Raw genomic sequence first — 23,283 nt, 5'->3', positions numbered from 1 at the left:
CGGGTACTCGCCCGGGGCGCTTTGGGTTATGTTGGCAGCGTTTCCGTTGCGGCCGCCCCAACCGACCAACCACCAGGAGAGCCTGCCGATGCCCGTGATGACCGCCGCCGCCATCGAGGATTTCCTCGACGAGGTCTTCCCCCAGCGTATCGGGACCATCGAGGCCGTCGACGACATGCGCGCTACCATGAGCCTGGCTATCGAGGACGAGCATCTGAGGCCCGGCGCCAGCGTCTCCGGCCCCACCTTGATGGGGCTGGCCGATGTCTGTCTCTACGTGGCCATTCTCGGTCAGATCGGCCCCGAGCCCATGGCGGTTACCAGCGACCTGCACTGTCGATTCCTGCGCCGTCCGCGGGGTGACCGCGACATCATCGCCACGGCGCGCCTGCTCAAGCTGGGCCGTCGCCTGGCGGTGGGAGAGGTGCAGTTGTTCTCCGCCGGCGACGAGCGCCCGGTGGCGCTGGTCACCGCCACCTATGCCCTGCCCGATTCCGATTGAGTCTCGGGTTTTACGCGTAACGCGCAGACGGCAAGTGCCAGCCACCCGGCGATCATCAGCACGCCGCCAAGTGGCGTGACCATGCCCAGAGCACGCACACCCAGCAGTGCCATGGCATAAAGAGAGCCGGAGAACAGCACCATTCCCGCTGTCCAAAGACCAAGCACCAGATATTGGCCGCGGATGGGCCGCGCGGCGCGCCAGGCCAGTACGCCGAGCATCGCCAGGGTATGCCAGGCCTGGTAGCGTACGCCGGTCTCGAAGGCCGCCAGCATCCGCTCGGACAACAGGCCATGCAGGGCATGGGCGGCGAAGGCGCCCGCCATTACCGTCAGCGCGCCCGAGAGTGCCGCCAGGCACCACCACCCGCGGTCGTGCATCGTGTTCTCCTCCTGCGGTTTGGGTTGCGCCTACCGTACCGCGGGGGGCGCTAAGGAGCTACAATATCGGCCCGCGACACTCGTCAACGTAGAGAGGACGCCATGCAGATCCAGCTCAACGGTGAGGCCCGAGACCTTGCCCCCGGCCTCACGGTGGCGCAATTGATCGACAGCCTTGGTCTGAGCGGACGGCGTATCGCCGTCGAGCGAAACGAGGAGATCGTGCCCAGGAGCGAGCACGACACCACCTCCCTGACCGACGGCGACCGTATCGAGATCGTCCACGCCATCGGCGGCGGCTAGAGGGGCTCCCCGTCCAACCGTTTCCCGACCCAGACCCCGCTACAGACACAGGCTCATGCGATGACAGACTTCTATCAGGACCAGCCGCTGCGGATTGCCGGCCACGCCTTCACTTCCCGCCTGCTGGTCGGTACCGGCAAGTACAAGGATTTCGACGAGACCGGCGATGCCATCGCCGCCTCGGGGGCCGAGGTGGTCACCTTCGCCGTGCGCCGCACCAACCTTGGTCAGGAGGCCGGACAACCCAACCTGCTCGACGTGGTACCGCCGGATCGTTTCACCCTGCTGCCCAATACCGCCGGCTGCTATACCGCCAAGGATGCCGTTCGTACCTGCAAGCTGGCGCGTGAACTGCTCGACGGCCACAAGCTGGTCAAGCTCGAGGTGCTGGGCGACGATGCCACGCTCTACCCCAACGTGACCGAAACCCTCAAGGCGGCTGAAGAGCTGCTTGCCGACGGTTTCGACGTCATGGTCTACACCAGCGACGACCCCATCGTGGCGCGTGAGCTGGAGCGCCTGGGCTGCTGCGCGATCATGCCGCTGGGCTCGCTGATCGGCTCCGGCCACGGCATCCAGAACCCGCACAACATCCGCCTGATCATCGAGCAGGCCGGCGTGCCGGTGCTGGTGGATGCCGGTATCGGCACCGCCTCCGATGCCGCCATGGCCATGGAGCTGGGCTGCGACGGTGTGCTGATGAACTCCGCCATCGCCCATGCGCGCCAGCCGGTGCTGATGGCCAGCGCCATGAAGAAGGCCGTCGAGGCCGGGCGCGAGGCCTTCCTCGCCGGACGCATGCCGCGCCGCCAGAGTGCCGAACCCTCCTCACCCTTTGCCGGCCGCATCAACGGCTGAACCACCCGGAGCAGCAGCTATTTCCATGAATGACCCGCAACGCGACACCGCTACTACCGGCCCGGAGGGGCCGGACGCCCCGCTGCATCGTCGCGGCATCAAGAGCTACGTGCTGCGAGCCGGGCGCATGACCCAGGCCCAGACCCGCGGGCTGGATGAGGTCTGGCCGCGGCTGGGCCTGACCCTGGCCGAGGGGCGCCAGGATCTCGACGCCCTGTTCGGGCGTGCGGCGCCGCGGGTGGTGGAGATCGGCTTCGGCATGGGGGCCTCGCTGATCGAGCAGGCCGAGACCCATCCCGACACCGACTTCATCGGCATCGAGGTGCATGCACCGGGCGTGGGCAAGTTGCTCGACGAGGCCGACAAGCGTGGCCTGAGCAATCTTCGTGTCTATCGCGAGGATGCCTTGGCGGTACTCGAGCAGTGCCTGCCGGAAGCCAGCATCGATACCCTGCAGCTGTTTTTCCCCGACCCTTGGCCGAAAAAGAAGCACCACAAGCGGCGCATCGTTCAGCCCGCCTTCGTCGAGCTGATTCGCACGCGGCTGAAGCCCGGCGGCAAGCTGCACATGGCCACCGACTGGCAGGCCTATGCCGAATGGATGGCTGAGGTGATGGCGGCTGCACCGGGCTTCATCAATACGGCGATGCCCGAGACGGCGCCCTACGTGTCGCGTCCGGCGTTTCGTCCGTTGACCAAGTTCGAGGCGCGCGGCGCGCGCCTGGGCCACGGTGTGTGGGACCTGATCTTCGCACGCTGCGAATAGCCACGCCGGCACCCACACCGGCGAGCGCCATTCCCGTCAGCCCTGCCGGGCCAAGGCGTTCGCCGAACATCGCCGCGGCCCAGACCAGGGTCACCGCCGGCGTGAGATGCACCAGGGCCGAGGTCAGCGTGACGCCCAGCCGCCGCAGGCTGGCGACGAAGAAACCGTAGCCGCCCAGGCTCGACAGCACCACCAGCCAGCCGAGCGTAGCCAGGTAGGACGGCTCGAGCATCGGCGGGCTCAACGTTCCGCCCTCGGCAATCAAGGCTGCCAGCAGGAAGATTCCCGAGGCGGCAATCAACTGGGCCAGCAGCGCGACCGGTAGAGGCATCGACGACGCCTGACGCACCGCCAGCACGCTGCCGAGCGTGACCGAGGCCACCGACAGCAGCGGCAGAAGGTAGGCCCACCACGGCGCGCCCAGCGCCCGCTGCATGTCGTCGACCACGCACAGGGATACGCCGAGGGTGGCGACCGCCATGCCCAGCCAACCGCCTGCTCCCAGGCGTTCCCCCAGCCAGCGCCCGGCCACGGAGGCCGCCAGCAGCGGCTGCAGGGCAGCGATCAATGCCGTGACGCCGGCACTGACACCTAGGTCGAGGGCGATTATCACACCCAGCAGGTAGCCGCCCATGGTCAGGCTGCCGACGATCATTTCCCGGCGCATGTCGCGGGCCGTCGGCACTGTGCCAAGCGCCAGCCGACACCATAATGCCACCAGCAGGGCCGCGAGCAGAAAGCGCCAGGCGAACAGGGTGGGCACCGGGGTATCGAGTGCGCTGGCGAGCCGGCCACCGACGAAGCCGGAGCTCCAGCACACCACGAAGCCGGTGGCGATCAGCAGCGATAGGGCTTGCGGTGGCATCGTCATGTTCCTCCATGTTTTGGCTGGCTTGAGCTTGACGGTTATTACGGCTTCAATGAAGCGATATTCCTTGCAGGCAGAGTTCAACATGGCTGAAGTCTCAACGGCGACGCTAGATCTCGAACTCCTGCGCAGCTTTCTGGCGGCAGCACAGCTCGGTTCACTGGCGGCGGCGGCCGAGCAGCGGCACCGTACCGTCAGCGCCATCAGCATGCAGATCAAGCGGCTGGAAACGCTGCTCGATGCCCGGTTGCTGGAGCGCGGCCCGCGCGGGGTCGTGCCGACCGCCACGGGGGAGGCGTTGTTGCAGGAGGCGCGTGAACTGCTGCGCATGCATGACGGGATCGTCGCCCGCTACGCCGGGCGGGGGCTGAGGGGCAAGGTGCGCTTCGGCCTGCCCGAGGACTATGCCCGGGAGCTACTCGGCGACGTGCTGCCCGAGTTCACCTCGCGCCATCCCGAGGTATTGTTGCAGGCAGTGACAACCACCAGCGGGGAATTGGCGCGCCAGTTGGGGCGCTCGCGGCTGGACCTGGCGGTGTTGTTGGACCGCCCTATTCCGATCTCCGGCGGTGAATCGCTGTGGCGCACCACGCCGGTGTGGGCCGCGCCGCGGGCCGCCAACCTGACCGAGCGGGCCAGCCTGCCGCTGGCCCTGCACGAGGTCGACTGCCCCTACCGGGCGTTGGCGACCGAGGCGCTGGAGCGGCTGGGCAGGCCCTGGCACGCGGTATTTACCAGTACCAGCATCCACGCCATCGAGCGCGCGGTGGAGCGAGGCCTGGCGGTCAGCGTACTCGATCGCGAACGCCTGACCCCGGCCATGCGCGAGCTGGGCGAGGCCGAGGGATTGCCTGCTCTCGGCCGCTGCGAGGCGCGGCTGCACTTCGCCCGGCTCATCGAGCCGGGCTCGCGCCCAGCCGCGGAGGCCCTGGCCGAGCTGCTGCGCGAGCGCTTGCGCGGGCGTGGGCCCTGGCGTGGTGCCATATCGTCTTGAGTTGAGAGATAAGAGAAAGCAGCAATGAGGGGGCCGAACCTGCAGGGCAAAAAAAGCGCCTCCATAGGAGGCGCAGGCAAGACCGTGACTAGCAATGAGGGGGAGAAACCATAGCGGGAAACTGGCGGTTCCCCTAATGGTCGTGATGCCTCATCAACACCACGTCTTCAATGTAATCCATTCTCATTATCGCTGTCAACACGAATGCGAATGTTTTTTATTTCAGCTTCCGGCCAGGTGCAGCCACACGGGAAGCGTGAGCATGGCGAGCAGCGTCTGGCCCGTAATCAGGGCGGCCATCAGCTCGGCATCGCCGCCCAATTGGCGCGCCAGGATATAGGCCGAAGTGGCGGTCGGCAGGGCGGCGAACAGCAGCGCCACGTCGCGGCTGATGGCGTCCAGCCCCAGCAGCAGAGCCACTCCGAGTACCAGGGCGGGCATCAGTACCAGCTTGACCAGATTCGCCGCCCATACGCCGCGGTCGACTCGCAGCAGCGCCTGAGGGCGCAGCGCAACGCCCACCGCGACCAGGCCCAGCGGCAGGGCGGCTCGCCCGAGTAGCTCCACGGTCGCCCCGCTCCAGCCGGGCAGGCCGATGCCGGAGAGGTTGAGGCCGATACCGACCAGGCAGGCAATGATCAGCGGGTTGCGTACCAGCGCGGCCAGGCTCTTGCCCAGGCTGGAAGGGCCGAGTGTGCCGGCGGCGATGAAGCTGGCCACGCACAGTACGTTGACCACCGGGACCATCAGCGCCACGGCAACCGCTGCCACCGTGGCACCGGACGAGCCATGCAGCGCGGCGGCGCCGGCGACCCCTACATAGGTATTGAAACGCAGCGCCCCTTGGAACACCGAGGTAAAGGCGGCGGGCTGGAGGCTCAGGCGACGCTGGAAGACCCAGAGCAAGGCGGAAAAGGCCAGCATGCCGCCGAGCAGGGCGAGTGCCAGACGAACCACGGGCACCTCGCCCACGTTGGCGGTCGCCAGGGTGGCGACCAGCATGGCGGGGAAGAGCAGGAAGTAGATGACTTTCTCGAGCTGGGCCCAGAACTCGCCGTTCGGCTGGCGCAGCCGCCCCAGCGCGGCGCCGAGCAGTATCAGCAGGAACAGCGGGCCCAAAGCATCGGCGACGCCTTGCATATCGGTTTCCTTGAGGCTGTTGGCCATTGATTGAGCGTTAAACCCTGCGACAACGGTACACGCCAGGCCGTGAAGCAAATGCTGTTAAGCTTACCCGCTCCATCCGTTAAAGTGCTGCTTTTGCTGCCATGACCTCACCCTCCCTGCCCGAGCCTGGCGAATCCCGCTTCCCGAGATTGCGCCTGATGATGCTCGCAACGCTGCTGACCCTCTGCGTGGCGCTGTGGTATCTGGCAGCACATCTGCTGCGCGGCGAGTCCGACATCGACTGGCATCTTGCCACGCTGCCCTGTGACCTTCATCGGGGCGCATGCAGTGCCAGCCTTGGCGAAGGGCGCACGCTGGCCCTGAGCGTCAACGTTCCCGGAGATATCCACGCGCTGGAGCTGCTGCCGCTGACGGTGCGCGTGGATGGCGTCGAGGTGCAGTCGGCCAGCGTCGACTTCATCGGTCGCGACATGGATATGGGCTTGCATCGCTTTCCCCTGAGCGAGCAGGATGATGGTCGTTTCGAGGGGATTGGCCAGGTGCCGATCTGCACCGATTCGGTCATGCCCTGGCAGGCGCAGGTCGTGGTGGAAACGCCTGACGGCCGGCTGGGAAGCCGATTCGATTTCACAGTGGAGCGAAGTTTGCCATGAAGCGGCAATATGTCTGGGTATTGAGCGCACTGCTCGCCGTGGTGGTTCTCGGTGGATTGTTCGGCTACCAGCAGTTCCAGCAGGACGATGACGGCAACCCGCGGGGCGGGCCGGTAGAGCTGCCCTCGACCCAAGGCGATTTCTCGCTGACCCAGCTCGAGGACGATCAACTGGCCGTGCTGTTCTTCGGTTACACCTACTGCCCGGATGTATGCCCAATGAACATGGCGGTGATGCGTCAGGTAATGCAGGGGTTGGATGAGGAGCAGCGGCGCCGTGTGGTCCCGGTGCTGGTTTCGCTGGACCCCGAACGCGACACGCTGGAGCGCCTCGGCGAGTACGTGGCCTATTTCGGCGACGACTTCATCGGCACCACCGGCAGCCAGGAGCAGCTCGAAGAGCTGGCTGGGCGCTATGGCGTCATGTGGCGCCGGGTGGAAACGCCCGATTCGGCGATGGAGTACACCATCGACCACAGCTCCTCGCTCTTTCTGGTCGACCGCAACGGCTCGATCCTGCAGCGGGTGCTCTACTCGCCGACGCCGCACCAGCTACGTGCGGCGCTGGAGCAAGAACTCGGCGGGTAGCGCATCGACGCGCCGTCTTCCGTCCATCAGGCGCCCGAAATCTACTCTTCGGGGGCTTCCTCGAGCCGCTCGATCATGGCCATCAGCGCCTTGACCTGGGTGCCTTGCCGGGTGTCATGTAGCGGGTCGAGTTGCCAAGTGCTTTCGGCAAAGCCCCACCAGTCCCAGCAGCCCTGAGGATTGCCGAGGCTGGAACTGGCCTGGGGATAGAGCACGACACGGCGATTGGCAACCGCCCATTCGTTGAGGCCGCTGTAGCGTACGAAGGCCTCGTCGATCTGCTCCTCGGTCATCCCGCAGCCATGCAGCGCCAGCGTCAGGCTGCAGCCTCCCGCCTTGCAGTCATCCGGAATCAGCACGTAGCCGGCATCGCCCAGGCCGCGGGCGTCGAAGGGGGCCTGGTCGAAGCGCAACAATTGGGCTGATGACGCCTCGACGGGGGGCTCCAGCGCGCCGTGCAGCCAGCTCAATGCCTGGCCGGCAATGTCCATGCCACAGGCCAGCATGTGAGTGCCGCCACCGCTACGACACTGGGCCAACTGGCTGGGCGGGGTCTGCCCATCGGCTTCGATGGGCCAGCCATGGCCGATACCAGGCGACTCGACCACCCTCAACTGCTCCTCGGGGGCCGTCAGCCAGCCGGTCATCTGTTCGGCCAGCGCCATGCCGAGAGAGGGATCGACCACGCTATCCGCTTCACCATGCCAGACGAAGACGCGCAGTTGGCCGATGGCCTCGGCCTCGCCCACCAGATCGCGTGCCTGATAGTCGCGCAGGCGTGCGCTCAGGGCGTCGAGATCGGGGCTACCCCGGCGTAGCGACATGCACTGGCCGAGCGCCTTGCCCAGGCCGCCCAGGGCGCAGCTCCAAGGGCCGGCGGCGAGCACGGCCAGCCCTTGGAACCGCTCGGGCCAGGCGACGGCCAGCTGCGTGGCCATGTAGCCTCCCGAGGAGACGCCGATCACGCTGGTATCGTCAGGGGCGATGGCGAGCCGGGGCAGCTCGGGCAGCCGCTCTTCGCCGCTTGCGGCAGACGCCAGCAACAGCCCGGTGACCATTACGATGCAGGCTTTCACTCGGCTGGTGTCATTCCACGACATCGAGCAGCTCGACGCGGAAGATCAGCGTCTCGTTGGGGCCGATGGGACCCTGGCCCTGGGCGCCATAGCCAAGTTCCGGGGGGACGAAGAGCATCCAGGTATCGCCCACGCTCATCAGCTGCAGCGCTTCCTGCCAGCCCTCGATCACCTGGTCCACCCGGAAGCTGAGTGGCTGGCCTCGGTCGAAGGAGCTGTCGAACACCGTACCGTCGACCAGGGTACCCTCGTAGTGCACTTCCACGTGGGAGCTCGGTCCGGGGCTCTCGCCGTCGCCGCTTTCCAGCACTTCGTACTGCAAGCCCGAATCGGTGGTGGTGACCTCTTCACGCTCGGCGTTCTCTTCCAGGAATGCCTTTCCTTTGGAGAGGTTCTGCTCGGCCATTTCTTCGGCTTCGGCCTGGCGTGCGGCCAGCGCGTCCTGCTGGAACTGGCTCAGCGTCTCGGCCATTTCATCCGCTTCCATGGCCAGATCGTTACCCTCGATGAGGTCACGGATGGCGTCGGTGAAGGCTTCGATGTCGAGTTCGGGGTATTCCTGAGCAATGCTCTGGCCGTAGGCGACACCCAGGCTGTAGCTGAGACGTTCATCCTCGGTCTCCGGCGCCGCCAGAGCGAACGGCGTCGCGGCCACCAATGCAATCATGGAGGCGGAAGTCAGCAATTTCTTCATGCAGAGTCCTATCGATTAGTCGTTGAGCGGCGTGCAACAGTATTCGGACTCTATCAGGGCGGGGCCGGTTCCGCACTTGGCGAACGGTACCGGCTCCGGCGGGCTCACACCACCAGGGTGGGGCAGTGGGCGGAGCCCGCCACACGCTGAGCCACGCTGCCCAACAGCAGGCTCTTCTCGCCATTGGTGCCCTGGGCTCCGATCACGATCAGGTCGCACTCCCGCTTGCGTGCAAAGCGCACGATAGTGCGCGAAGGGCGCCCGCCCTTGACGAAGGCGCGCAGCCGGGCCGGGTCGGCACCCAATTCGGCTGCTTCGCTCTTGGCGTGCACGGCCACCTCGGTGGCGTACTCCTTCAAGGCATCGTCGGGAATGTCGAGCCTCGCGGGGCGCACCATGGAGAGCGATGCCTCCAGCAGGCTATGGTGCTTGAACACGCATAGCACGTAGAGCTCGGCTCCGGTGAGCAGATGCAGGCCAACGGCCTTCTGCAGTGCCTTGAGGGCTCCCTTCGAACCGTCCACCGGTACCAGTATGCGATTGAACATTTCAGCGTCTCCTCAGCATCGGGGCGGTCCGCTAGCGGAAGGCCAGGTCGCGCAGGAACAGGGCGATCTGCGGGAACATGATGATCAGCGCCGCTGCCAGAATCAGCATGAACACGAAGGGCGGTGTGCCGCGTATTACCTCCCAATAGGGTCGCTTGAAGATCGCGATGGCGGTGAAGATGTCGCAGCCGAAGGGGGGCGTCGCCGAGCCGATCGCCACCTGCAGCGTGATCAGCACGCCCACCAGCACCGGGTCGAGGCCCGAGGCGGCGATCGCCGGGGCGAAGATCGGCGTGAGCACCAGAATCACCACGATCGGGTCGACGAACATGCAAGCGATGAAGAAGGCCACTGAAATGGCTATCAGCACACCGACCGGCCCCGCCTCGTTGATGCCGAACGCCCCGAGCAGCGTTTGCGGGATCTGGGCGAAGGAGATGATCCAGGAGAAGCCGTTGCCGACCGCCACCAGGATGAACACCACTGCGGTGATCAGGCCGGTGGACTTGGCGATGGTGTACATGTCCGGCAGCTTCAGCGAACGGAAGATCACGAACTCGAGCAGCACGGCATACAGGACACAGGCTGCGGCGGCCTCGGTGGGGCTGAAGATGCCGCCATAGATCCCGCCCACGATCAGTACCGGGAAGCCCAGCGGCCATAGTGCGTCGCGCACCGCCAGGGCACGCTCCCGCCAGCTCGACTTGGGCTCGGTGGGCACATGGTTGAGGATGGCGTACGCGATGCAGTAGACGGAGAACATGGCCAGTATCAACAGCCCCGGTCCGATACCGGCGATGAACAGCTCACCGATCGAAGTGCCCGAGATGACCCCGTAGATGATCATGCCGATGCTGGGCGGTATCAGGAAGGCGATGTCGCTGGAGTTGATGATCAGCGCCAGGGTGAAGGAGTCCGAGTAGCCGGCCTTGAGCATGCGCGGCCGCAGCGGCGAGCCCACCGCCACCACGGTGGCCTGGGTCGAGCCCGAGACGGCGCCGAACAGAGTGCAGGAGGCGGCGGTGCTGACGGCGAGCCCGCCCTTCACGTGGCCGACGAAGCTCATGACCATATCGATCAGGCGCCCGGCCGACTGACCCCGGGTCATGATGTCGGCGGCCAAGATGAACATCGGCACGGCAATCAGCGCGGTTGGGCGAATGCCCCCCATCATCTGCTGGATGAGGGTTTCCATCTGCCCGAGACCGCCGAAGGTCATGAAGAAGCCGACGAAGGCAGCCGTCGCCAGCGGGATCATCATCGGAAACCCCAGTAGCAGGAGCACGATCATGATGGAAACTATGATAGTTGTCATGGTGATGGTTCCTCGTGCCCTGCGTCAGACTTCCGTTTCGGTATCCTTGTAGCCATCGACCACATGGGTCGACAGATAAACGTCACGGGAGGTGAGATTCTTGATGGCGGTAAGCAGGTACTGGATGCCGGTAATGGTGAAGCCGACGGGTACCCAGAGGTAGATGATCCAGATCGGAATGCTCAGCGAAGGCAGCACGCGGCCACGACCATACAGGGTCTCGATATAGCCGATCGAGAAGTAGCAGAGCACGAACATCACCAGCGAGGTGAACAGGCAGATAGCGACCATCAGGGCGCGCCGGCCGCCAGTGGGCAGGGCATCATAGATCGCCGACATGCGAATATGGCGGCCATGGCGGGCGGCATAGCCGAGCCCGGCGAACGTGATCAGCACGATCAGGATGCGGTTGATCTCCTCGGAGAAGTGAAGGCTTTCGCCCAGGGCGAAGCGGCTGACCACGTTGGCCACGGTGTTCACCGCCATCAGGATCACGCCCAGCGCCAGAATGGCCGACTCGGCGCGGCTGATCCAGGTGTCGATCATGCCAAGCGGGCCGGGGAGCGTGGAGCGGTAGTTCTTTTCCGAATCTTCTTCTGTCATGCGACCGGTCTCCTGGAGGACTTCCCTGCAAGGGCTCCCTGCAAGATAGTTAAGCGTGTTTTCCCTCGCCAAAGGGTAACAACATGAGTCCGGCAAGAGCGCGCCGGCTTCAACGCTGATTGGCCGGGCAAACGCGCTGGCCGGAAACACGAAGGGGCAGCCGACCGGCTACCCCTTCATGCGTTTCACGGCAAGTTGCCCGTGCCTGCGGGGTTACTCGCCTGACACGGCTTCCAGGTCGGCCTTGAACTGCTCGAGCAGCTCCTGGCCGCGCTCGCCGGTCATCTCGATGAAACGCTCCTCGACCTGAGGTGCACGCTCGCGGAAGGCCTGGATCTCGTCCTCGTCGAGACGCGTCACGGTGACCTCGTCGGAGGCTTCCTGGATCTTCTCGAGCGACTCCTCGGCCAAGCCCTGGATATGCTCGATGGTATGGTCGTAGGCCGCCTCGGAGGCTTCGCGGATCAGCTCCTGGTCCTCCTCGGGCAGGCCATCGAAGAAGTCCTTGTTGGCCATCATCGCGGTGGTGAACCAGCCATGACCGGTGAAGACCAGGTGCGGAGACACCTCGTAGAGGCCGCCGGATTCGATCCAGAAGATCGGGTTCTCCTGACCCTGGATGATGCCGGTCTGCAGGCCGCCGTACACCTCACCCCAGGGCAGCGGGGTCGGGGTGGCGCCGAAGGCCCGATAGGTCTCCGAGAGCAGCGGGTTGGTCATGGTGCGGATGTTCTTGCCGCGCAGGTCATCCGGGGTGCGGATCGGCTCGTCCACGGTGACGACCATCTCGCCTTCTGGATACATCTTGAGCAGCTCGAGGCCCTGCTCGGCGTAGAGTTCCGGGAACGTTTCGTTGATGGCCTTGCTCTCGTCGAAGAATTCGAGAACGGTTTCTTCGTCGGTAGGCAGCAGGTAGGGGATGAAGAAGATCTGTGCTTCGGGAATCAGGGCACCGGTGAAGCCGGGTGACTGGTTGACGAACTGCAGGATGCCGGCCTGGGTCTGCTCCATGATGTCGTCGGACTCACCCAGCTCGCCGAAGCGATAAACCTGTACGGTATGGTCGGAGTTTTCCTCGATATGCTCCTTGAAGGCGACGGCAAAGACATCCTGAACGTCACCCTCGAATTCCTCATGCGCATAACGCCATTCAGCGGAATGAGCGGCAGCCGACATGCCGAGCAGCATTGCGCCGATACTGGCAGTGGTCAACAGCTTGGTTGCCTTCATTATTATGTTCTCCTCGCAGATTGGGCCCGTGAAAAAAAGCAACATCAACAGGCGTCGGTAGCCATAAAAGGCCACACAGCTTTTTTCAGGCTAGCGTGCCCCCTACAGAGGGTCAAGGCGGTATTTAAGGGTTTGTACTGCCAAAAGTTGCGCTTTTTTCTGTAATTTCCAGCGACTTGCCAGAGAAATTTCGAGGCTTGATGCAGCAGCGGGTAGCGGCGTCAACTCTTCGGCCCGTTCGGCGAGATGCTGGAGGCGCTCCAGGGTTTCACGTTCGGCAGCCAGTTCGGCCTGCTGGATCCTGCGACGCACCTCGGCAATGCCGGTGCTATGGGCGGCTTCGGCCTTGAGGCGACGGCGCAGGCTGCGCAGCGGCAGCGTCACCTCCCCCTGCCAGCGGCGAATGGCCGCGAGGCCGGAAGGTTCCCGTATCAAGGTCAGGCGGTGTCGATAGAGCCAGCAGTGCCACAACAGCTCGCACACGTCGACGCCCGCCTCGTCCTGCAGCAGCAGGCAGGCGGCCTCCACGCCGGGGCGGGTATAGAAGTCCAGGGCGAAATCCCACAGTGGGTGGGCGCCAAGGTCAGCCCGCAGAGCGGCGGTGGTTGCGGTAGAATCGTCACTCATGATCCGGCTGTCGTCGGCGACTGTCTCGGTAGCGAGCGGCAGACGGCGACCGTACCCCTGTATTGCCAGTTGGAGCCTGCATGATTGCACTGCGCCAGGTTGCCCTGCAACGCGGCACCCAGACCCTGCTCGAAGACGCCGAGCTGACCCTGCACGCCGGCCACAAGGCGGGCATCGTCGGTCCCAACGGCGCCGGCAAGTCCAGCCTGTTCGGTCTCTTGTTGGGCACACTCGCGCCCGACCGCGGCGATATCGAGATGAGCGGCGGTCAGCGCATCGCCCATATGGCCCAGGAGGTCGATGCGCTCGACCGCCCCATCGTCGATTATGTACTTGATGGCGACCACGAGCTGCGTCAGACCCAGGCCGCGCTGGAGGCGGCGCGCGAGCGAGGCGATGCCCACCGGGAGGCCGAGTTGCACGGTGTCATCGAGGCACTGGACGGCTACAGTGCCCCGGCCCGCGCCGCCCAGCTGCTGATCGGGCTGGGCTTCACCCAGGCCGACCTCGAGCGACCGCTGTCGGCCTTTTCCGGCGGTTGGCGCATGCGCGCCAACCTGGCGCGTACGCTGTTCATGCCCTCTGACCTGCTGCTGCTCGACGAACCGACCAACCACCTCGACCTCGACGCCCTGCTATGGCTCGAGCAGTGGTTGATGCGCTATCCCGGCACCCTGCTGCTGATTTCCCACGACCGCGACTTCCTCGACGCAGTGTGCGATCACATCGTCCACTTCGATCGGCGTCGGCTGGTGCTCTACCGCGGCAACTATTCCACTTTCGAGCGCACCCGCGCCGAGAAGCTGGCCCTGCAGCAGGCCGAGGCCGCCAAGCAACAGGCGCGCCGCGAGGAGATCGAGCAGTTCGTGGCGCGCTTCCGCTACAAGGCAACCAAGGCGCGTCAGGCCCAGAGCCGGCTGAAGATGCTCGAGCGCATGGGCGACATCGCCGTGGCCCATGCCGACTCACCGTTCCACTTCACCATTCCCGCCTCGGACAAGACCTCGCACCCTTTGCTGGTGCTCGACCGGGCCCGGCTCGGCTATCGCGATAGCGAAGGCCAGGAGACCACTCAGCTGGACGAGGTGAAACTCACCCTGCTGCCGGGCCAGCGGATCGGCCTGCTGGGACCCAACGGGGCAGGCAAGTCGACCTTGATCAAGTCGCTGACCGGCGAGCTGCCGTTGCTGGCAGGCAAGCGCATCCCGGGCGAGCACCTCGCCGTGGGCTACTTTGCCCAGCACCAGCTCGAGGGACTCGACCTGACAGCCACGCCGTTCATGCATGTGCAGCGGCTTTCCCCCACCGCCAGCGACCAGGCGATCCGTACCTTCCTCGGTGGTTTCGGCTTTCAGGGCGACGACGCCTTCGGCGAGGTGGGGCGCTTCTCCGGCGGAGAGAAGGCGCGCCTGGCGCTGGCCTTGGTAGCGTGGCGCAAACCCAACCTGCTGCTGCTCGACGAGCCCACCAACCATCTCGACCTGGAGATGCGCGAGGCGCTTACCGAGGCGCTGGCGAGTTTCGAGGGCACGGTGATCCTGGTTTCCCACGATCGCCACCTGCTGCGCGCTACGGTGGACGAGTTCTGGAAGGTGGCCGACCACCGCGTAGAACCCTTCGATGGCGACCTGGAGGACTATCGCGCCTGGCTCAAGGCGCGGCTGGAAGGTGAGCGCCGCGAGGCGCGGGCCGACAAGGCCGAGCGCCAGGCGGAGAGCACCGCGCCCAAGGAGGACCGCAAGGCGAGTCGCCGCGCCGCCGCCGAGCTGCGCGAGAAGCTGCGTCCGCTGAAGAAGGCGCGCGACCGAGCCGAGCAGGCCATGGAAAGGGTGCAGGGCGAACTCGCCGCGGTGGAAGAGGCGCTGGGCGATGCCGAACTCTACACCGACCCCTCGCGCAAGGCCGAACTCACCGAGCGGCTGGCCCGCCAGGGCGAGCTGAAGTCGCGGCTGGAAGCGCTGGAAGCCGAATGGCTGGCCGCCGAAGAGGAGCTAGAGGCGATGGAGGAAGCCGAGCTTCGTTCGGAGACATAAGACGCGGCTACGCCGCTCGAAGAGGGAAGACCGGCGCTCCGCGCCTTGAAGATGAAAAGCTAGAGCTAAAGATCGTCTTCCCTCTTCTCTCTTCTCACTTCCCTCTTCTCTCTTCCCTCTCAGCTCTCCAGCAGAAACGTTACCGGGCCGTCGTTGACCAACTCGACCTGCATATTGGCGGCGAACTCGCCGCTCTCGACCCGGGGCCAGGCGATCCGGGCATGTTCGAGCAGGTAATGGAACAGCCGCTCGCCCTCGGTCGGCGGCGCGGCGCTGGAAAAGCTCGGGCGCAGCCCCTTGCGGGTATCGGCGGCCAGGGTGAACTGCGAGACCAGTAACAGGCCGCCCTCGACCTGCTGCAGGTCGAGGTTCATCTTGCCCGCCTCGTCGCTGAACACCCGATAATGCAGCAGCTTGCGCAACAGGCGCTGGGCGGCGGCCTCGTCGTCGCCCTTCTCCACCCCCACCAGCGCCAGCAGGCCTTGATCGATGGCGCCCACCACTCGTTCATCCACCGTTACGCTGGCGCGACGCACGCGCTGTATCAGGGCCTTCATGCGGCGAGCTTTCCTTTCTGGCTATGAGTTCGCCGAAAGCGTATCACGCCCAGAAGAGGGTGTTACCAGGCGCGGCACAACATAATGTCACAGTGCGGTTCGGAGAGCAGCGCCTCGGTGATATGGCTATGGCGACCCAACTGGCCGCGGCTGCTCAGTGCCAGCAGGTCGGGCGTCTGGCGTCGCAGCTGGGTCAGCAGTACCTCGAGCGGTTCGCCCTGCTCGAGCACCAGTTCGACCTCAGGCACGCTGTCGAGCTCTCCCATCAGTTGGTCGGTCTCACGCTCGAGCTGGCAGCGCAGACGCTCGACCTCGCGGTCGCGCCAGCGGGCGTAGTCACTATCGGAGCCCAACTCGCGCTCGCCGGGAATATCCCAGGCGTGCAGCAGGGTCAGGCGCGCTTCGGGAAAGCGTTTGAGCGCCTCGCGCAGGGTGTTGCGGCTGGCCAGCGAGAAGTCCACCGGCACCAGAATCTCCTGCCAGTCGCGGTTGGCCGGTTGGGAGACCGATAGCACCGGGCAGGGCGCGCTGCGCAGTACTCGCGCCAGGGTAGTGCCGGCCACCAGGTCGGGTTGGCCGCGCTTGCGATGGGAGCCCAGTACGATCATGTCCACTTCGCGGTCGTGCGCCTCACGGATGATCTCGGCATAGGTGGCGCCGGCTACCGTCTGCAGCATCACGCTCGGCTCAGGCAATGCGTAGTCCTCGCGCACATCCGTCAGGATGGCCTGCATGTCGGCCACTACCGCCGCTTCCAGATCACGCAGCGCCCGTCGGGGCAGGTAGGGGTCGAGCACGTGGATGACGTCCAGGCGCGCACCGCTCTCGGTGGCCAGGCGAATGGCCCGAGCAAAGGCGGCGCGATTCTCGGCCGAGAGGTCGCAGGCAAACAGCAGGGTCTGAGTCATCTAAGTCTCTCCGTCACGGATGAGCCGGCAGGACAGACTTCAGCATGGGCGGCGCCCGGAAAAGGCGCAAGCGCCGTTTTGCTACCACCAGCGGTGGAAATGATGCACCGGGCCGTGCCCTTGGCCGACATCGAGCCGCCGGCTCTCGACCAATGCCGCCTCGAGCCACTGCTTGGCCGCGGCGACCGCCTGCGGCAATGTATCGCCCTGCGCCAGGCGGGCGGCAATGGCCGAGGAGAGCGAGCAGCCGGTACCGTGGAGATTCGAAGTCGCGATTCGGGCACCTGCGAGCCATGTCGCCTGGCCGCTCTCGACCAGCAGATCGGGGCAGCTCTCGTCATTCAGATGTCCGCCCTTGAGCAGCACCGACCCGGCCCCCAGCGCCGCCAGCCCTGGCGCCATGGTCAGCATCTCGTCGCGGCTGGTCGCTGCAGGAGTCGTCAACAGTACCGCCGCCTCGGGCAGGTTGGGCGTGATCAGGTCGGCGAGCGGCACCAGGACTTCGCGTACCGCGGCAATGCCGGCATCGTCGACCAGGATGTCGCCGCTCTTGGCCACCATCACCGGGTCGAGCACGATCCAGCGGGGGCGGCGCGACTGCAGGGCATCGCGGATGGTCTCGGCCACTTCGCGGCTGGCTACCATGCCGATCTTCACCGCATCGATCGTCACATCGTCGAGCAGGGTATCGAGCTGCAGGCGGATGAACTCTACCGGCACCGGGTGCACGCCGCGGACGCCGCAGGTGTTCTGCGCGGTCAGTGCGGTGATGACGCTGGTACCATAGGCGCCCAGCGCCGAGAAAGCCTTGAGGTCGGCCTGGATGCCGGCCCCGCCGCTGGGGTCTGAGCCGGCGATGGTGAGAACGTTGGGGATGGGGCGGTCGTCCATCATGGCGTCTCGTCCTGCAAATAAGTGTATGGAGGCGCTGAATGCTGAGTCTGTTCCTGGTGGCCTTCATCAGCGCCACGCTGCTGCCGGGCGGCTCGGAAGTCTGGCTGGCGCGCCAGTGGTGCCTGGGTCAGCCGCCGCTGGCAATATGGCTGGTGGCCACCGCAGGCAATACCCTGGGTAGTCTGGTCAACGTCTGGCTGGGGCGCTATGCACGTCACTTCGAGGACCGGCGCTGGTTTCCCGCCTCCCCCCAAGGCCTGGCCCGGGCCGAGCGCTGGTACGTTCGCTTCGGCGAGTGGAGCTTGCTGCTGTCCTGGGCACCACTGGTCGGCGACCCGCTCACCGTGCTCGCCGGCATCTTTCGCCTGCCCTGGTGGCGGGCCGCCCTGCTGATCGGTCTGGCCAAGGGAGCGCGCTACGCCCTGGTGTTGTATCTGGCCCAGGCGTGGCTGGCTCCCCTCTGTCAGTAGGCCGGTTGGCCGTAGACTCTGGCAGCGCTTGCCGTTACAGCAGCGACGGCAGCCAGGTGGCCAGCCCCGGGAACAGCGCCAATGCCACCAGCATGCAAAGCTGCAGAACGATGAATGGAATCACGCCGCGATAGATGGCCGAGGTCGGCACCGTCTCCGGTGTCACCCCACGCAGATAGAACAGCGCGAAGCCGAACGGTGGGGTCAGGAACGAGGTCTGCAGGTTTACCGCGATCATGATGCCCAGCCAGATCGGATCGAGGCCCATCATCAGCAGTACCGGCCCGACGATCGGCACCACCACGAAGGTGATCTCGATGAAGTCGAGAATGAAGCCGAGCAGGAAGATCACCAGCATCACCACCAGAGTGGCACCCACCACGCCTCCGGGCAGCGATTCGAACAGATGCGTGACCAGCTCCTCGCCGCCGTAGGCGCGAAATACCAGCGAGAACAGCGTGGCGCCGATCAGGATCAGGAACACCATGCTGGTGACCTTGGCCGTGGTATGGACCACCTCGCGCAGCATCGCCAGGTTCAGCCGGCGGTTGGCCAGCGCCAGCAGCAACGCACCCATGGCACCCACCGCCGAGGCTTCGGTAGGCGTGGCGAAGCCGCCGAGGATCGAGCCCAGCACGGCGACGATCAGCAGCACGGGGGGCAGCAGCCCCTTGATCAGCAGTGGCATGATAGTGCCGGTATGGCCAAGCTCCTGCTTGAGCGCTTCGCGGTCGGCGGGCGGTGCGCTTTTCGGCTTCCACCAGGCCACGGCCAGCAGGTAGAGGACGTAGGCCACCACCAGCAGCAGGCCCGGTATCAGGGCGCCGACGAACAGGCCGCCTACCGATACCGTCTTGGGGCTCCACACGCCCATGGCAAGCTGGGCGCGCTGGTAGGCGTTAGACAGCACGTCGCCCAACAGCACCAGGGCGATGGACGGCGGGATGATTTGACCCAGCGTGCCGGTGGCGCAGATGGTGCCGGTGGCAAGCGCAGGCGAGTAGCCACGTTTGAGCATCGTCGGCAGCGACAGCAGACCCATGGTGACCACCGTGGCGCCGACGATGCCGGTAGAGGCGGCCAGCAGCATGCCGACCAGAATCACCGAGATGCCAAGCCCCCCACGCAGCGAGCCGAACAGCATCGCCATGGCATCGAGCAGCGTCTCGGCGACGCGCGATTTCTCCAGCAGCACGCCCATCAGCACGAACAGCGGCACGGCCAGCAGCGTCTGGTTGGTCATGATGCCGTAGAGGCGATTGGGCATGGCACCCAGCATGCTCGCCTCAAAGGGAACCGGCATGCCCATCTGCACGAGCAGGTGGCCGAGGCCGGCGAAGATCAGGGCGGTGCCGGCCAGCGCCAGGGCGACCGGATAACCCAGCATCAGCACCGCGCAAACGGTGAAGAACAGGAACAGCGGCATGAACTCGAACAAGGCTTCCACGTCAGACCACCTCGTCGTGGTCGGGAGTGTTGCCCGGCGCCTTGCCGCGCAGAATCAGCACCTGGCGGATCACCTGCGCCACACCCTGCAGCAGCAGCAGCGCCATCATGACCAGGATCAGCGACTTGAGCAGGAAGACGCCGGGGATGCCGCCGTCCGATGAGCGCTCGAGAATCGCCCAGCTGCTGCTCACATAGCCGAAGCTCGAGATGGCGATGAACAGCGTTACCGGAAACAGCAGCAACAGCGTGCCCAGCAGATCGATCCAGGCGCGACCGCGGGCGGAGAGCTTGCGGTAGAAGATGTCGACGCGGACATGCCCGTCGTGGCGCAGCGTCCAGGCGGCCCCGAGCATGAACACCGTGGCGTGCATGTACATGACCGACTCCTGCATGACAACACTGTGCAGGCTGAAGACGTAGCGCATCACCACGATGGCGAACTGTACCGCCATCATGAGGATCACCAGCCAGGCGATGGAGCGGCCCACGACCTCGGTAAAGCCGTCGAGCCATGCGAGCAGGACCGGATCACGGTTCGCGGTTTGCATGGTGGGGTCTCGTGTCGAAGCAATTCAGGGAACGCATCATCGCCGATTACGCGGCGGGCGTCATCCCCACGCCTCAACGCTGAAAATCGGGGCTGGGCGTTGCGACGACGGAATCAGCGGCTCTGGCGTCGGTGCAACCCCTGGAGTATCTCCAGGCAGCGGGACGGCAATGCCACGTCGACGGCGATGGGCAGATGATCGGAGAACAAGTGATCGAGAACGCGTACGTCCCGGGCCTTGAGCGAACTGGAGATAAGGATGTGATCCAGCGCGCGCCGTGGCTGCCAGGAGGGGTAGCTGAGCAACGGCCGTACCGGATGCAGCGGCAGCGAGGCGCAGAAGCGCGTGTGGGTATGCAGCTGGTCCGGCGTGCAGTTGAGATCGCCCATGACGACGACGTGCTGCAGCGGTTGGATGATCTCGCTCAGGTAGTCGAGCTGGCGCACCCGGCCCCGGTGGCTCAGCGCCAGGTGGGCGACGAACAGGTGCAGTGCGTCAGGGCCGTCGCCATAGCGGGCATGGATGGCGCCGCGCCCGGGCAGGGTACCGGGCAGGCGATGCTCTTCGACCTGGGTCGGAACGAGGCGCGACAACAGCCCGTTGCTGTGCTGGGCGAAGCGTCCCAGGTTGCGGTTGAGCTGTTGGTAGTGATGCGGAAAACCGCCGCGCGTGGCCAGGTACTCGATCTGGTTGACGTGGCTGGAGCGAAAGCTGCCACCGTCGACCTCCTGCAGGCCGACGATATCGAACCGGCTCAGCACGTTGCTGACCATGTCCAGCCGACGCACCCGCTGGGGATGCGGCAGCAGGTGCTGCCAACTGCGGGTCACGTAGTGATGATAGGCCGACGTCTGGATGCCTACCTGCATGTTGAAGGTGAGCAGCTTGAGGTGCCCGCCTTCCAGGGTGGGGGTCCTGGCGTCGACCAGATGCGAATGCTCGACGGACACGATCAGTCTTCGCGCTCCTGGCGCACACGTTCGACCAGCGCGCCGGCCACCTGCGGCATGTTCTCGAGGCTGCCGGCGCTGCTCGGCGTCACCAGGTAGCGGCCGTCGACGACCAAGGCGGGCACCCCCATCAGGCGCATGGTGCGCATGCGCGCATGGGCCTTGTTGACCTGCGACTTGACACCGAAGGCGTCCAGCGCCTGGCGTACCTCCTCCTCGCTGACGTCGTACTGGCTGAGGAAGCGGGCGATGCTATCGGCGTTGTTGAGTCGCTGCCCTTCCTCATGGATGGCATGGAAGATGTCGGCATGGGCCTCCTCGCGAATGCCCAGCTCCTCGGCCGCGTAGAACATCACCGCATGCGTGTTCCAGTCGCCGCCCATGGTGGCCGGCATGCGGTTGAAGGCAACGTCGTCGGACTGCTCGGCGACCCAGGCGTTGAGCGGCTCCTCCAGGTTGTAGCAGTGCGGGCAGCCGTACCAGAACACCTCGGTCACCTCGACCTGGCCCTCCCCGGCTTGGGTCTCGATGGGCTCGGGCAGCTTCTCGTAATGCTGTCCTTCGACCAGGTTGTCGGCGGTAGCCAGCGGCGCCAGACCCAGGCCGGCGATGGCCAAGACGGCTGACTGAAGGATACGGAAGGGTTTGAACATGAACTCGGACTCCTTGAAAGATCGCCGGTATATGGCGGCTGGACCAGCTTGACGTGTGCGTCGATCACTTTGAGCGTGGATGCCGCTTACGGTTCCCGGTCGATGACGAGCGCCAAGACGGAGAAGGCGGCTCAGGGCCGCCTTCATTGCCGGCCGAGGGCCAACAATTGCCTGTCGTCGATGTGCTCAGTGCAGGCCATTGATGTAGTTGGCCACGGCCTGCATGTCGGTATCGCTCATCTTGGCGGCAATGTCGCCCATCATGTTGCCGGGGTCATTGGTGCGCTCGCCGGCGGCGAAGTCCTGCAGCGTGGAAACGATGTACTGCGGGATCTGGCCGGAAAGGGCCGGATAGACAGCGGTATGGATACCGGCGCCGCTGGGGCCGTGGCAGGCTGCACAGGCAGGGATGCCCTTGGCCATGTCGCCGGCGCGATAGAGTTCCTGGCCGCGCATCAGCGCTTCCTCGGCCGGGTCGGCCTGGCCGACGTTGGCATCCTGCTGGGCAAAGTAGGCGGCCACGTCCCAGGCATCCTGGTCGGAGAAGTCGTCGACCTGACCGACCATCTCCGGTACCAGCCGGTCGCCGTCGCGAATATCCATGATCTGCTTGGCCAGGTAGGTCATCTGCTGCCCGGCGATATGCGGGAAGGAGGGCGCGGAGCTGATGCCGTTCGGGCCATGGCAGGCCGCACAGCTTTGGGCTTTTTCGCGACCAGCGGCAGCGTCGGCGTCTGCTTCCAGGTCGGCGTGAGCGACGCCAACGGCGCCGAGGGTTATTGCCAGGCTTGCCAGTAACTTTCTCATCGCTGATTCACTATGCCGTTATGGATTATACCGTACGCATTCCCGGGAGCTGCCCAGCCTTGCTGATACCAGGCCGGCCTTGCTTTGCTGCCGGAGCACCGCTCGGGTCGGTCGCTGTCGGCAAGAGCACGATGCTACACTAGCGCGCCCCGGTCGCAGAAAAAAGACACCGCATTATAACGAAACAAGCCGGCATCGGAAATGCAGGGCATGAACCCGACGGTGCCCCCTTCGCTACCACCGGCAGGAAGTATGAGGCCATGACCCGAATGAACTACCAGAGCGCGCGCTTCCTGACCAGCGCGCCCACGCTTGCCCAGTGCCCGTCGGACGATGGCGCCGAGGTGGCCTTTGCCGGGCGTTCCAACGCCGGGAAGTCCAGCGCGATCAATACCCTGACCCGGCAGAAGGCGCTGGCACGCACTTCGCGTACACCGGGGCGCACCCAACTGATCAACTTCTTTACCTTGGGCGACGACATGACCCGCCGTTTGGTCGACCTGCCCGGTTACGGCTATGCCAAGGTGCCGGAGGCGGTCAAGCTCGAGTGGCAGCGCCACCTGGCCGAGTACCTGCACGGGCGCGGCTCCCTGCGCGGCCTGGTGTTGGTGATGGACGTACGCCATCCGCTGACCGAGTTCGACCAGACGCTGCTGGGCTGGGCCGACGACCAGGACATGCCGGTGCATATCCTGCTGACCAAGGCCGACAAGTTGAAGTCCGGTGCGGCAAAGAACGCCCTGCAGCAGGTGCGCAACCGCCTGCGCGAGTGGGAGGATCTGGTGACGATCCAGCTGTTCTCGTCGCTCAAGCGCGAGGGTGTCGACGAGGCCTGCGCCCGCCTGGACGGCTGGCTGGCCGACTCCGACGGGGCGTAGCGAA

At 65.4% G+C, this 23,283-nt stretch carries 27 protein-coding genes and 1 pseudogene; 10 read left to right on the top strand and 18 right to left on the bottom strand.

Annotated features, from left to right (window positions below; genetic code table 11):
• The first annotated feature begins 88 nt into the window (after positions 1 to 88).
• A complete protein-coding gene (locus HBJ55_RS07045) occupies positions 89 to 502 on the top strand; it encodes a PaaI family thioesterase (RefSeq protein ID WP_167112484.1) in 414 nt (137 codons plus the stop codon).
• Here the strand turns inward: HBJ55_RS07045 and HBJ55_RS07040 are convergent.
• Positions 478 to 882 (bottom strand): DUF423 domain-containing protein, encoded by a 405-nt coding sequence (locus HBJ55_RS07040; protein WP_167112482.1) that lies wholly within the window; start codon positions 880 to 882, stop codon positions 478 to 480. The genes HBJ55_RS07045 and HBJ55_RS07040 overlap by 25 nt on opposite strands.
• A gap of 102 nt (positions 883 to 984) precedes the next feature.
• Between HBJ55_RS07040 and thiS the strand changes: the two genes are divergently transcribed.
• From thiS to trmB, 3 genes are read left to right on the top strand one after another with little or no spacing between them, the layout of a single operon-like run.
• Positions 985 to 1,185: a sulfur carrier protein ThiS gene (gene thiS / locus HBJ55_RS22245; RefSeq protein WP_206022300.1), complete on the top strand. Its 201-nt coding sequence runs from the start codon at positions 985 to 987 to the stop codon at positions 1,183 to 1,185.
• A gap of 60 nt (positions 1,186 to 1,245) precedes the next feature.
• Positions 1,246 to 2,043 carry a thiazole synthase gene (locus tag HBJ55_RS07035; protein WP_206022298.1) on the top strand — a complete coding sequence of 266 codons (798 nt, stop codon included), beginning with the start codon at positions 1,246 to 1,248 and terminating at the stop codon, positions 2,041 to 2,043.
• Between the two features lie 25 nt (positions 2,044 to 2,068).
• Complete coding sequence (trmB, locus tag HBJ55_RS22375; RefSeq protein WP_240936015.1) at positions 2,069 to 2,809, top strand: tRNA (guanosine(46)-N7)-methyltransferase TrmB; 741 nt, start codon at positions 2,069 to 2,071, stop codon at positions 2,807 to 2,809.
• A gap of 13 nt (positions 2,810 to 2,822) precedes the next feature.
• Here trmB and HBJ55_RS07030 read toward each other — a convergent pair.
• Positions 2,823 to 3,674 (bottom strand): annotated as a pseudogene (locus HBJ55_RS07030) (DMT family transporter); the annotation flags it as partial.
• 88 nt (positions 3,675 to 3,762) lie between these two features.
• Here HBJ55_RS07030 and HBJ55_RS07025 point away from each other — a divergent pair.
• Positions 3,763 to 4,671, top strand: a complete 909-nt coding sequence (locus HBJ55_RS07025) for a LysR substrate-binding domain-containing protein (RefSeq protein ID WP_167112478.1) — start codon at positions 3,763 to 3,765, stop codon at positions 4,669 to 4,671.
• A 222-nt stretch (positions 4,672 to 4,893) separates the two neighbouring features.
• On the opposite strand, the gene HBJ55_RS07020 is transcribed toward HBJ55_RS07025, so the two are convergent.
• The gene (locus HBJ55_RS07020; protein ID WP_167112476.1) at positions 4,894 to 5,811 is read right to left on the bottom strand and encodes an AEC family transporter; all 918 of its coding nucleotides are present in this window, start codon (positions 5,809 to 5,811) and stop codon (positions 4,894 to 4,896) included.
• 185 nt (positions 5,812 to 5,996) lie between these two features.
• On the opposite strand from HBJ55_RS07020, the gene HBJ55_RS07015 reads away from it, so the two are divergent.
• A complete protein-coding gene (locus HBJ55_RS07015) occupies positions 5,997 to 6,452 on the top strand; it encodes a hypothetical protein (protein WP_240936014.1) in 456 nt (151 codons plus the stop codon).
• Positions 6,449 to 7,039, top strand: coding sequence for an SCO family protein (locus tag HBJ55_RS07010; protein WP_167112471.1), 591 nt, complete (start codon positions 6,449 to 6,451; stop codon positions 7,037 to 7,039). The genes HBJ55_RS07015 and HBJ55_RS07010 overlap by 4 nt, the downstream gene beginning before the upstream one ends.
• Positions 7,040 to 7,080: 41 nt before the next feature.
• Here HBJ55_RS07010 and HBJ55_RS07005 read toward each other — a convergent pair whose 3' ends face one another.
• From HBJ55_RS07005 to HBJ55_RS06975, 7 genes are all read right to left on the bottom strand, one after another.
• Positions 7,081 to 8,139 carry a poly(3-hydroxybutyrate) depolymerase gene (locus HBJ55_RS07005; RefSeq protein WP_240936013.1) on the bottom strand — a complete coding sequence of 353 codons (1,059 nt, stop codon included), beginning with the start codon at positions 8,137 to 8,139 and terminating at the stop codon, positions 7,081 to 7,083.
• Positions 8,126 to 8,809 (bottom strand): BamJ family beta-barrel-assembly machinery protein, encoded by a 684-nt coding sequence (gene bamJ, locus HBJ55_RS07000; RefSeq protein WP_167112469.1) that lies wholly within the window; start codon positions 8,807 to 8,809, stop codon positions 8,126 to 8,128. Before bamJ ends, HBJ55_RS07005 begins: the two co-directional genes overlap by 14 nt.
• Before the next feature lie 104 nt (positions 8,810 to 8,913).
• Entirely contained in the window at positions 8,914 to 9,357 is a 444-nt protein-coding gene (locus tag HBJ55_RS06995) for a universal stress protein (protein WP_167112467.1), read from the bottom strand.
• 31 nt (positions 9,358 to 9,388) lie between these two features.
• Positions 9,389 to 10,672, bottom strand: coding sequence for a TRAP transporter large permease (locus HBJ55_RS06990; protein ID WP_167112465.1), 1,284 nt, complete (start codon positions 10,670 to 10,672; stop codon positions 9,389 to 9,391).
• Between the two features lie 24 nt (positions 10,673 to 10,696).
• On the bottom strand, positions 10,697 to 11,275 hold the full coding sequence (locus HBJ55_RS06985; protein WP_167112463.1) for a TRAP transporter small permease: 579 nt from the start codon (positions 11,273 to 11,275) through the stop codon (positions 10,697 to 10,699).
• Between the two features lie 213 nt (positions 11,276 to 11,488).
• Positions 11,489 to 12,505: a TRAP transporter substrate-binding protein gene (locus tag HBJ55_RS06980; RefSeq protein ID WP_167112461.1), complete on the bottom strand. Its 1,017-nt coding sequence runs from the start codon at positions 12,503 to 12,505 to the stop codon at positions 11,489 to 11,491.
• A gap of 102 nt (positions 12,506 to 12,607) precedes the next feature.
• Positions 12,608 to 13,132: a TIGR02444 family protein gene (locus HBJ55_RS06975; RefSeq protein WP_167112459.1), complete on the bottom strand. Its 525-nt coding sequence runs from the start codon at positions 13,130 to 13,132 to the stop codon at positions 12,608 to 12,610.
• Positions 13,133 to 13,212: 80 nt separating this feature from the next.
• On the opposite strand from HBJ55_RS06975, the gene HBJ55_RS06970 reads away from it, so the two are divergent.
• Positions 13,213 to 15,165, top strand: a complete 1,953-nt coding sequence (locus tag HBJ55_RS06970; RefSeq protein ID WP_167112457.1) for an ATP-binding cassette domain-containing protein — start codon at positions 13,213 to 13,215, stop codon at positions 15,163 to 15,165.
• A 119-nt stretch (positions 15,166 to 15,284) separates the two neighbouring features.
• Here the strand turns inward: HBJ55_RS06970 and dtd are convergent, their stop codons facing one another.
• From dtd to thiD, 3 genes are all read right to left on the bottom strand, one after another.
• On the bottom strand, positions 15,285 to 15,722 hold the full coding sequence (gene dtd, locus HBJ55_RS06965) for a D-aminoacyl-tRNA deacylase (RefSeq protein WP_167112455.1): 438 nt from the start codon (positions 15,720 to 15,722) through the stop codon (positions 15,285 to 15,287).
• 62 nt (positions 15,723 to 15,784) lie between these two features.
• The gene (locus tag HBJ55_RS06960; protein WP_167112453.1) at positions 15,785 to 16,630 is read right to left on the bottom strand and encodes a universal stress protein; all 846 of its coding nucleotides are present in this window, start codon (positions 16,628 to 16,630) and stop codon (positions 15,785 to 15,787) included.
• 81 nt (positions 16,631 to 16,711) lie between these two features.
• Positions 16,712 to 17,524, bottom strand: a complete 813-nt coding sequence (thiD, locus tag HBJ55_RS06955; RefSeq protein WP_167112451.1) for a bifunctional hydroxymethylpyrimidine kinase/phosphomethylpyrimidine kinase — start codon at positions 17,522 to 17,524, stop codon at positions 16,712 to 16,714.
• Positions 17,525 to 17,562: 38 nt separating this feature from the next.
• On the opposite strand from thiD, the gene HBJ55_RS06950 reads away from it, so the two are divergent.
• Entirely contained in the window at positions 17,563 to 17,994 is a 432-nt protein-coding gene (locus tag HBJ55_RS06950; protein WP_167112449.1) for a YqaA family protein, read from the top strand.
• A 34-nt stretch (positions 17,995 to 18,028) separates the two neighbouring features.
• Here the strand turns inward: HBJ55_RS06950 and HBJ55_RS06945 are convergent, their stop codons facing one another.
• The 5 genes from HBJ55_RS06945 to HBJ55_RS06925 all read right to left on the bottom strand — a co-directional run bounded on the left by HBJ55_RS06945 (position 18,029) and on the right by HBJ55_RS06925 (position 22,401).
• Entirely contained in the window at positions 18,029 to 19,432 is a 1,404-nt protein-coding gene (locus HBJ55_RS06945) for a TRAP transporter large permease (protein WP_206022334.1), read from the bottom strand.
• Positions 19,433 to 19,442: 10 nt separating this feature from the next.
• Entirely contained in the window at positions 19,443 to 19,991 is a 549-nt protein-coding gene (locus HBJ55_RS06940; RefSeq protein WP_167112447.1) for a TRAP transporter small permease subunit, read from the bottom strand.
• A 113-nt stretch (positions 19,992 to 20,104) separates the two neighbouring features.
• Positions 20,105 to 20,860, bottom strand: coding sequence for an endonuclease/exonuclease/phosphatase family protein (locus HBJ55_RS06935; protein WP_167112660.1), 756 nt, complete (start codon positions 20,858 to 20,860; stop codon positions 20,105 to 20,107).
• Between the two features lie 83 nt (positions 20,861 to 20,943).
• Positions 20,944 to 21,594, bottom strand: coding sequence for a thiol:disulfide interchange protein DsbA/DsbL (locus HBJ55_RS06930; protein WP_206022296.1), 651 nt, complete (start codon positions 21,592 to 21,594; stop codon positions 20,944 to 20,946).
• Between the two features lie 186 nt (positions 21,595 to 21,780).
• A complete protein-coding gene (locus tag HBJ55_RS06925; protein ID WP_167112445.1) occupies positions 21,781 to 22,401 on the bottom strand; it encodes a c-type cytochrome in 621 nt (206 codons plus the stop codon).
• Between the two features lie 260 nt (positions 22,402 to 22,661).
• On the opposite strand from HBJ55_RS06925, the gene yihA reads away from it, so the two are divergent.
• Positions 22,662 to 23,279 carry a ribosome biogenesis GTP-binding protein YihA/YsxC gene (gene yihA, locus HBJ55_RS06920; RefSeq protein ID WP_167112443.1) on the top strand — a complete coding sequence of 206 codons (618 nt, stop codon included), beginning with the start codon at positions 22,662 to 22,664 and terminating at the stop codon, positions 23,277 to 23,279.
• Positions 23,280 to 23,283 lie beyond the last annotated feature (4 nt).

It is taken from the genome of Billgrantia bachuensis (assembly GCF_011742165.1).
Classification (GTDB): Bacteria; Pseudomonadota; Gammaproteobacteria; order Pseudomonadales; family Halomonadaceae; genus Halomonas; species Halomonas bachuensis.
The sequence above is the reverse complement of the archived record's forward strand: the minus strand, read 5'-3'. Positions and strand labels throughout refer to the sequence as shown.

Bases quoted from the DNA above. Each gene is read 5' to 3' on its own strand.
- HBJ55_RS07045 (WP_167112484.1), top strand. From the start codon at position 89: ATGCCCGTGATGACCGCCGCCGCCATCGAGGATTTCCTCGACGAGGTC.
- HBJ55_RS07040 (WP_167112482.1), bottom strand. From the start codon at position 882: ATGCACGACCGCGGGTGGTGGTGCCTGGCGGCACTCTCGGGCGCGCTG.
- thiS (WP_206022300.1), top strand. From the start codon at position 985: ATGCAGATCCAGCTCAACGGTGAGGCCCGAGACCTTGCCCCCGGCCTC.
- HBJ55_RS07035 (WP_206022298.1), top strand. From the start codon at position 1,246: ATGACAGACTTCTATCAGGACCAGCCGCTGCGGATTGCCGGCCACGCC.
- trmB (WP_240936015.1), top strand. From the start codon at position 2,069: ATGAATGACCCGCAACGCGACACCGCTACTACCGGCCCGGAGGGGCCG.
- HBJ55_RS07025 (WP_167112478.1), top strand. From the start codon at position 3,763: ATGGCTGAAGTCTCAACGGCGACGCTAGATCTCGAACTCCTGCGCAGC.
- HBJ55_RS07020 (WP_167112476.1), bottom strand. From the start codon at position 5,811: ATGCAAGGCGTCGCCGATGCTTTGGGCCCGCTGTTCCTGCTGATACTG.
- HBJ55_RS07015 (WP_240936014.1), top strand. From the start codon at position 5,997: ATGATGCTCGCAACGCTGCTGACCCTCTGCGTGGCGCTGTGGTATCTG.
- HBJ55_RS07010 (WP_167112471.1), top strand. From the start codon at position 6,449: ATGAAGCGGCAATATGTCTGGGTATTGAGCGCACTGCTCGCCGTGGTG.
- HBJ55_RS07005 (WP_240936013.1), bottom strand. From the start codon at position 8,139: ATGTCGTGGAATGACACCAGCCGAGTGAAAGCCTGCATCGTAATGGTC.
- bamJ (WP_167112469.1), bottom strand. From the start codon at position 8,809: ATGAAGAAATTGCTGACTTCCGCCTCCATGATTGCATTGGTGGCCGCG.
- HBJ55_RS06995 (WP_167112467.1), bottom strand. From the start codon at position 9,357: ATGTTCAATCGCATACTGGTACCGGTGGACGGTTCGAAGGGAGCCCTC.
- HBJ55_RS06990 (WP_167112465.1), bottom strand. From the start codon at position 10,672: ATGACAACTATCATAGTTTCCATCATGATCGTGCTCCTGCTACTGGGG.
- HBJ55_RS06985 (WP_167112463.1), bottom strand. From the start codon at position 11,275: ATGACAGAAGAAGATTCGGAAAAGAACTACCGCTCCACGCTCCCCGGC.
- HBJ55_RS06980 (WP_167112461.1), bottom strand. From the start codon at position 12,505: ATGAAGGCAACCAAGCTGTTGACCACTGCCAGTATCGGCGCAATGCTG.
- HBJ55_RS06975 (WP_167112459.1), bottom strand. From the start codon at position 13,132: ATGAGTGACGATTCTACCGCAACCACCGCCGCTCTGCGGGCTGACCTT.
- HBJ55_RS06970 (WP_167112457.1), top strand. From the start codon at position 13,213: ATGATTGCACTGCGCCAGGTTGCCCTGCAACGCGGCACCCAGACCCTG.
- dtd (WP_167112455.1), bottom strand. From the start codon at position 15,722: ATGAAGGCCCTGATACAGCGCGTGCGTCGCGCCAGCGTAACGGTGGAT.
- HBJ55_RS06960 (WP_167112453.1), bottom strand. From the start codon at position 16,630: ATGACTCAGACCCTGCTGTTTGCCTGCGACCTCTCGGCCGAGAATCGC.
- thiD (WP_167112451.1), bottom strand. From the start codon at position 17,524: ATGATGGACGACCGCCCCATCCCCAACGTTCTCACCATCGCCGGCTCA.
- HBJ55_RS06950 (WP_167112449.1), top strand. From the start codon at position 17,563: ATGCTGAGTCTGTTCCTGGTGGCCTTCATCAGCGCCACGCTGCTGCCG.
- HBJ55_RS06940 (WP_167112447.1), bottom strand. From the start codon at position 19,991: ATGCAAACCGCGAACCGTGATCCGGTCCTGCTCGCATGGCTCGACGGC.
- HBJ55_RS06935 (WP_167112660.1), bottom strand. From the start codon at position 20,860: ATGCAGGTAGGCATCCAGACGTCGGCCTATCATCACTACGTGACCCGC.
- HBJ55_RS06930 (WP_206022296.1), bottom strand. From the start codon at position 21,594: ATGTTCAAACCCTTCCGTATCCTTCAGTCAGCCGTCTTGGCCATCGCC.
- HBJ55_RS06925 (WP_167112445.1), bottom strand. From the start codon at position 22,401: ATGAGAAAGTTACTGGCAAGCCTGGCAATAACCCTCGGCGCCGTTGGC.
- yihA (WP_167112443.1), top strand. From the start codon at position 22,662: ATGACCCGAATGAACTACCAGAGCGCGCGCTTCCTGACCAGCGCGCCC.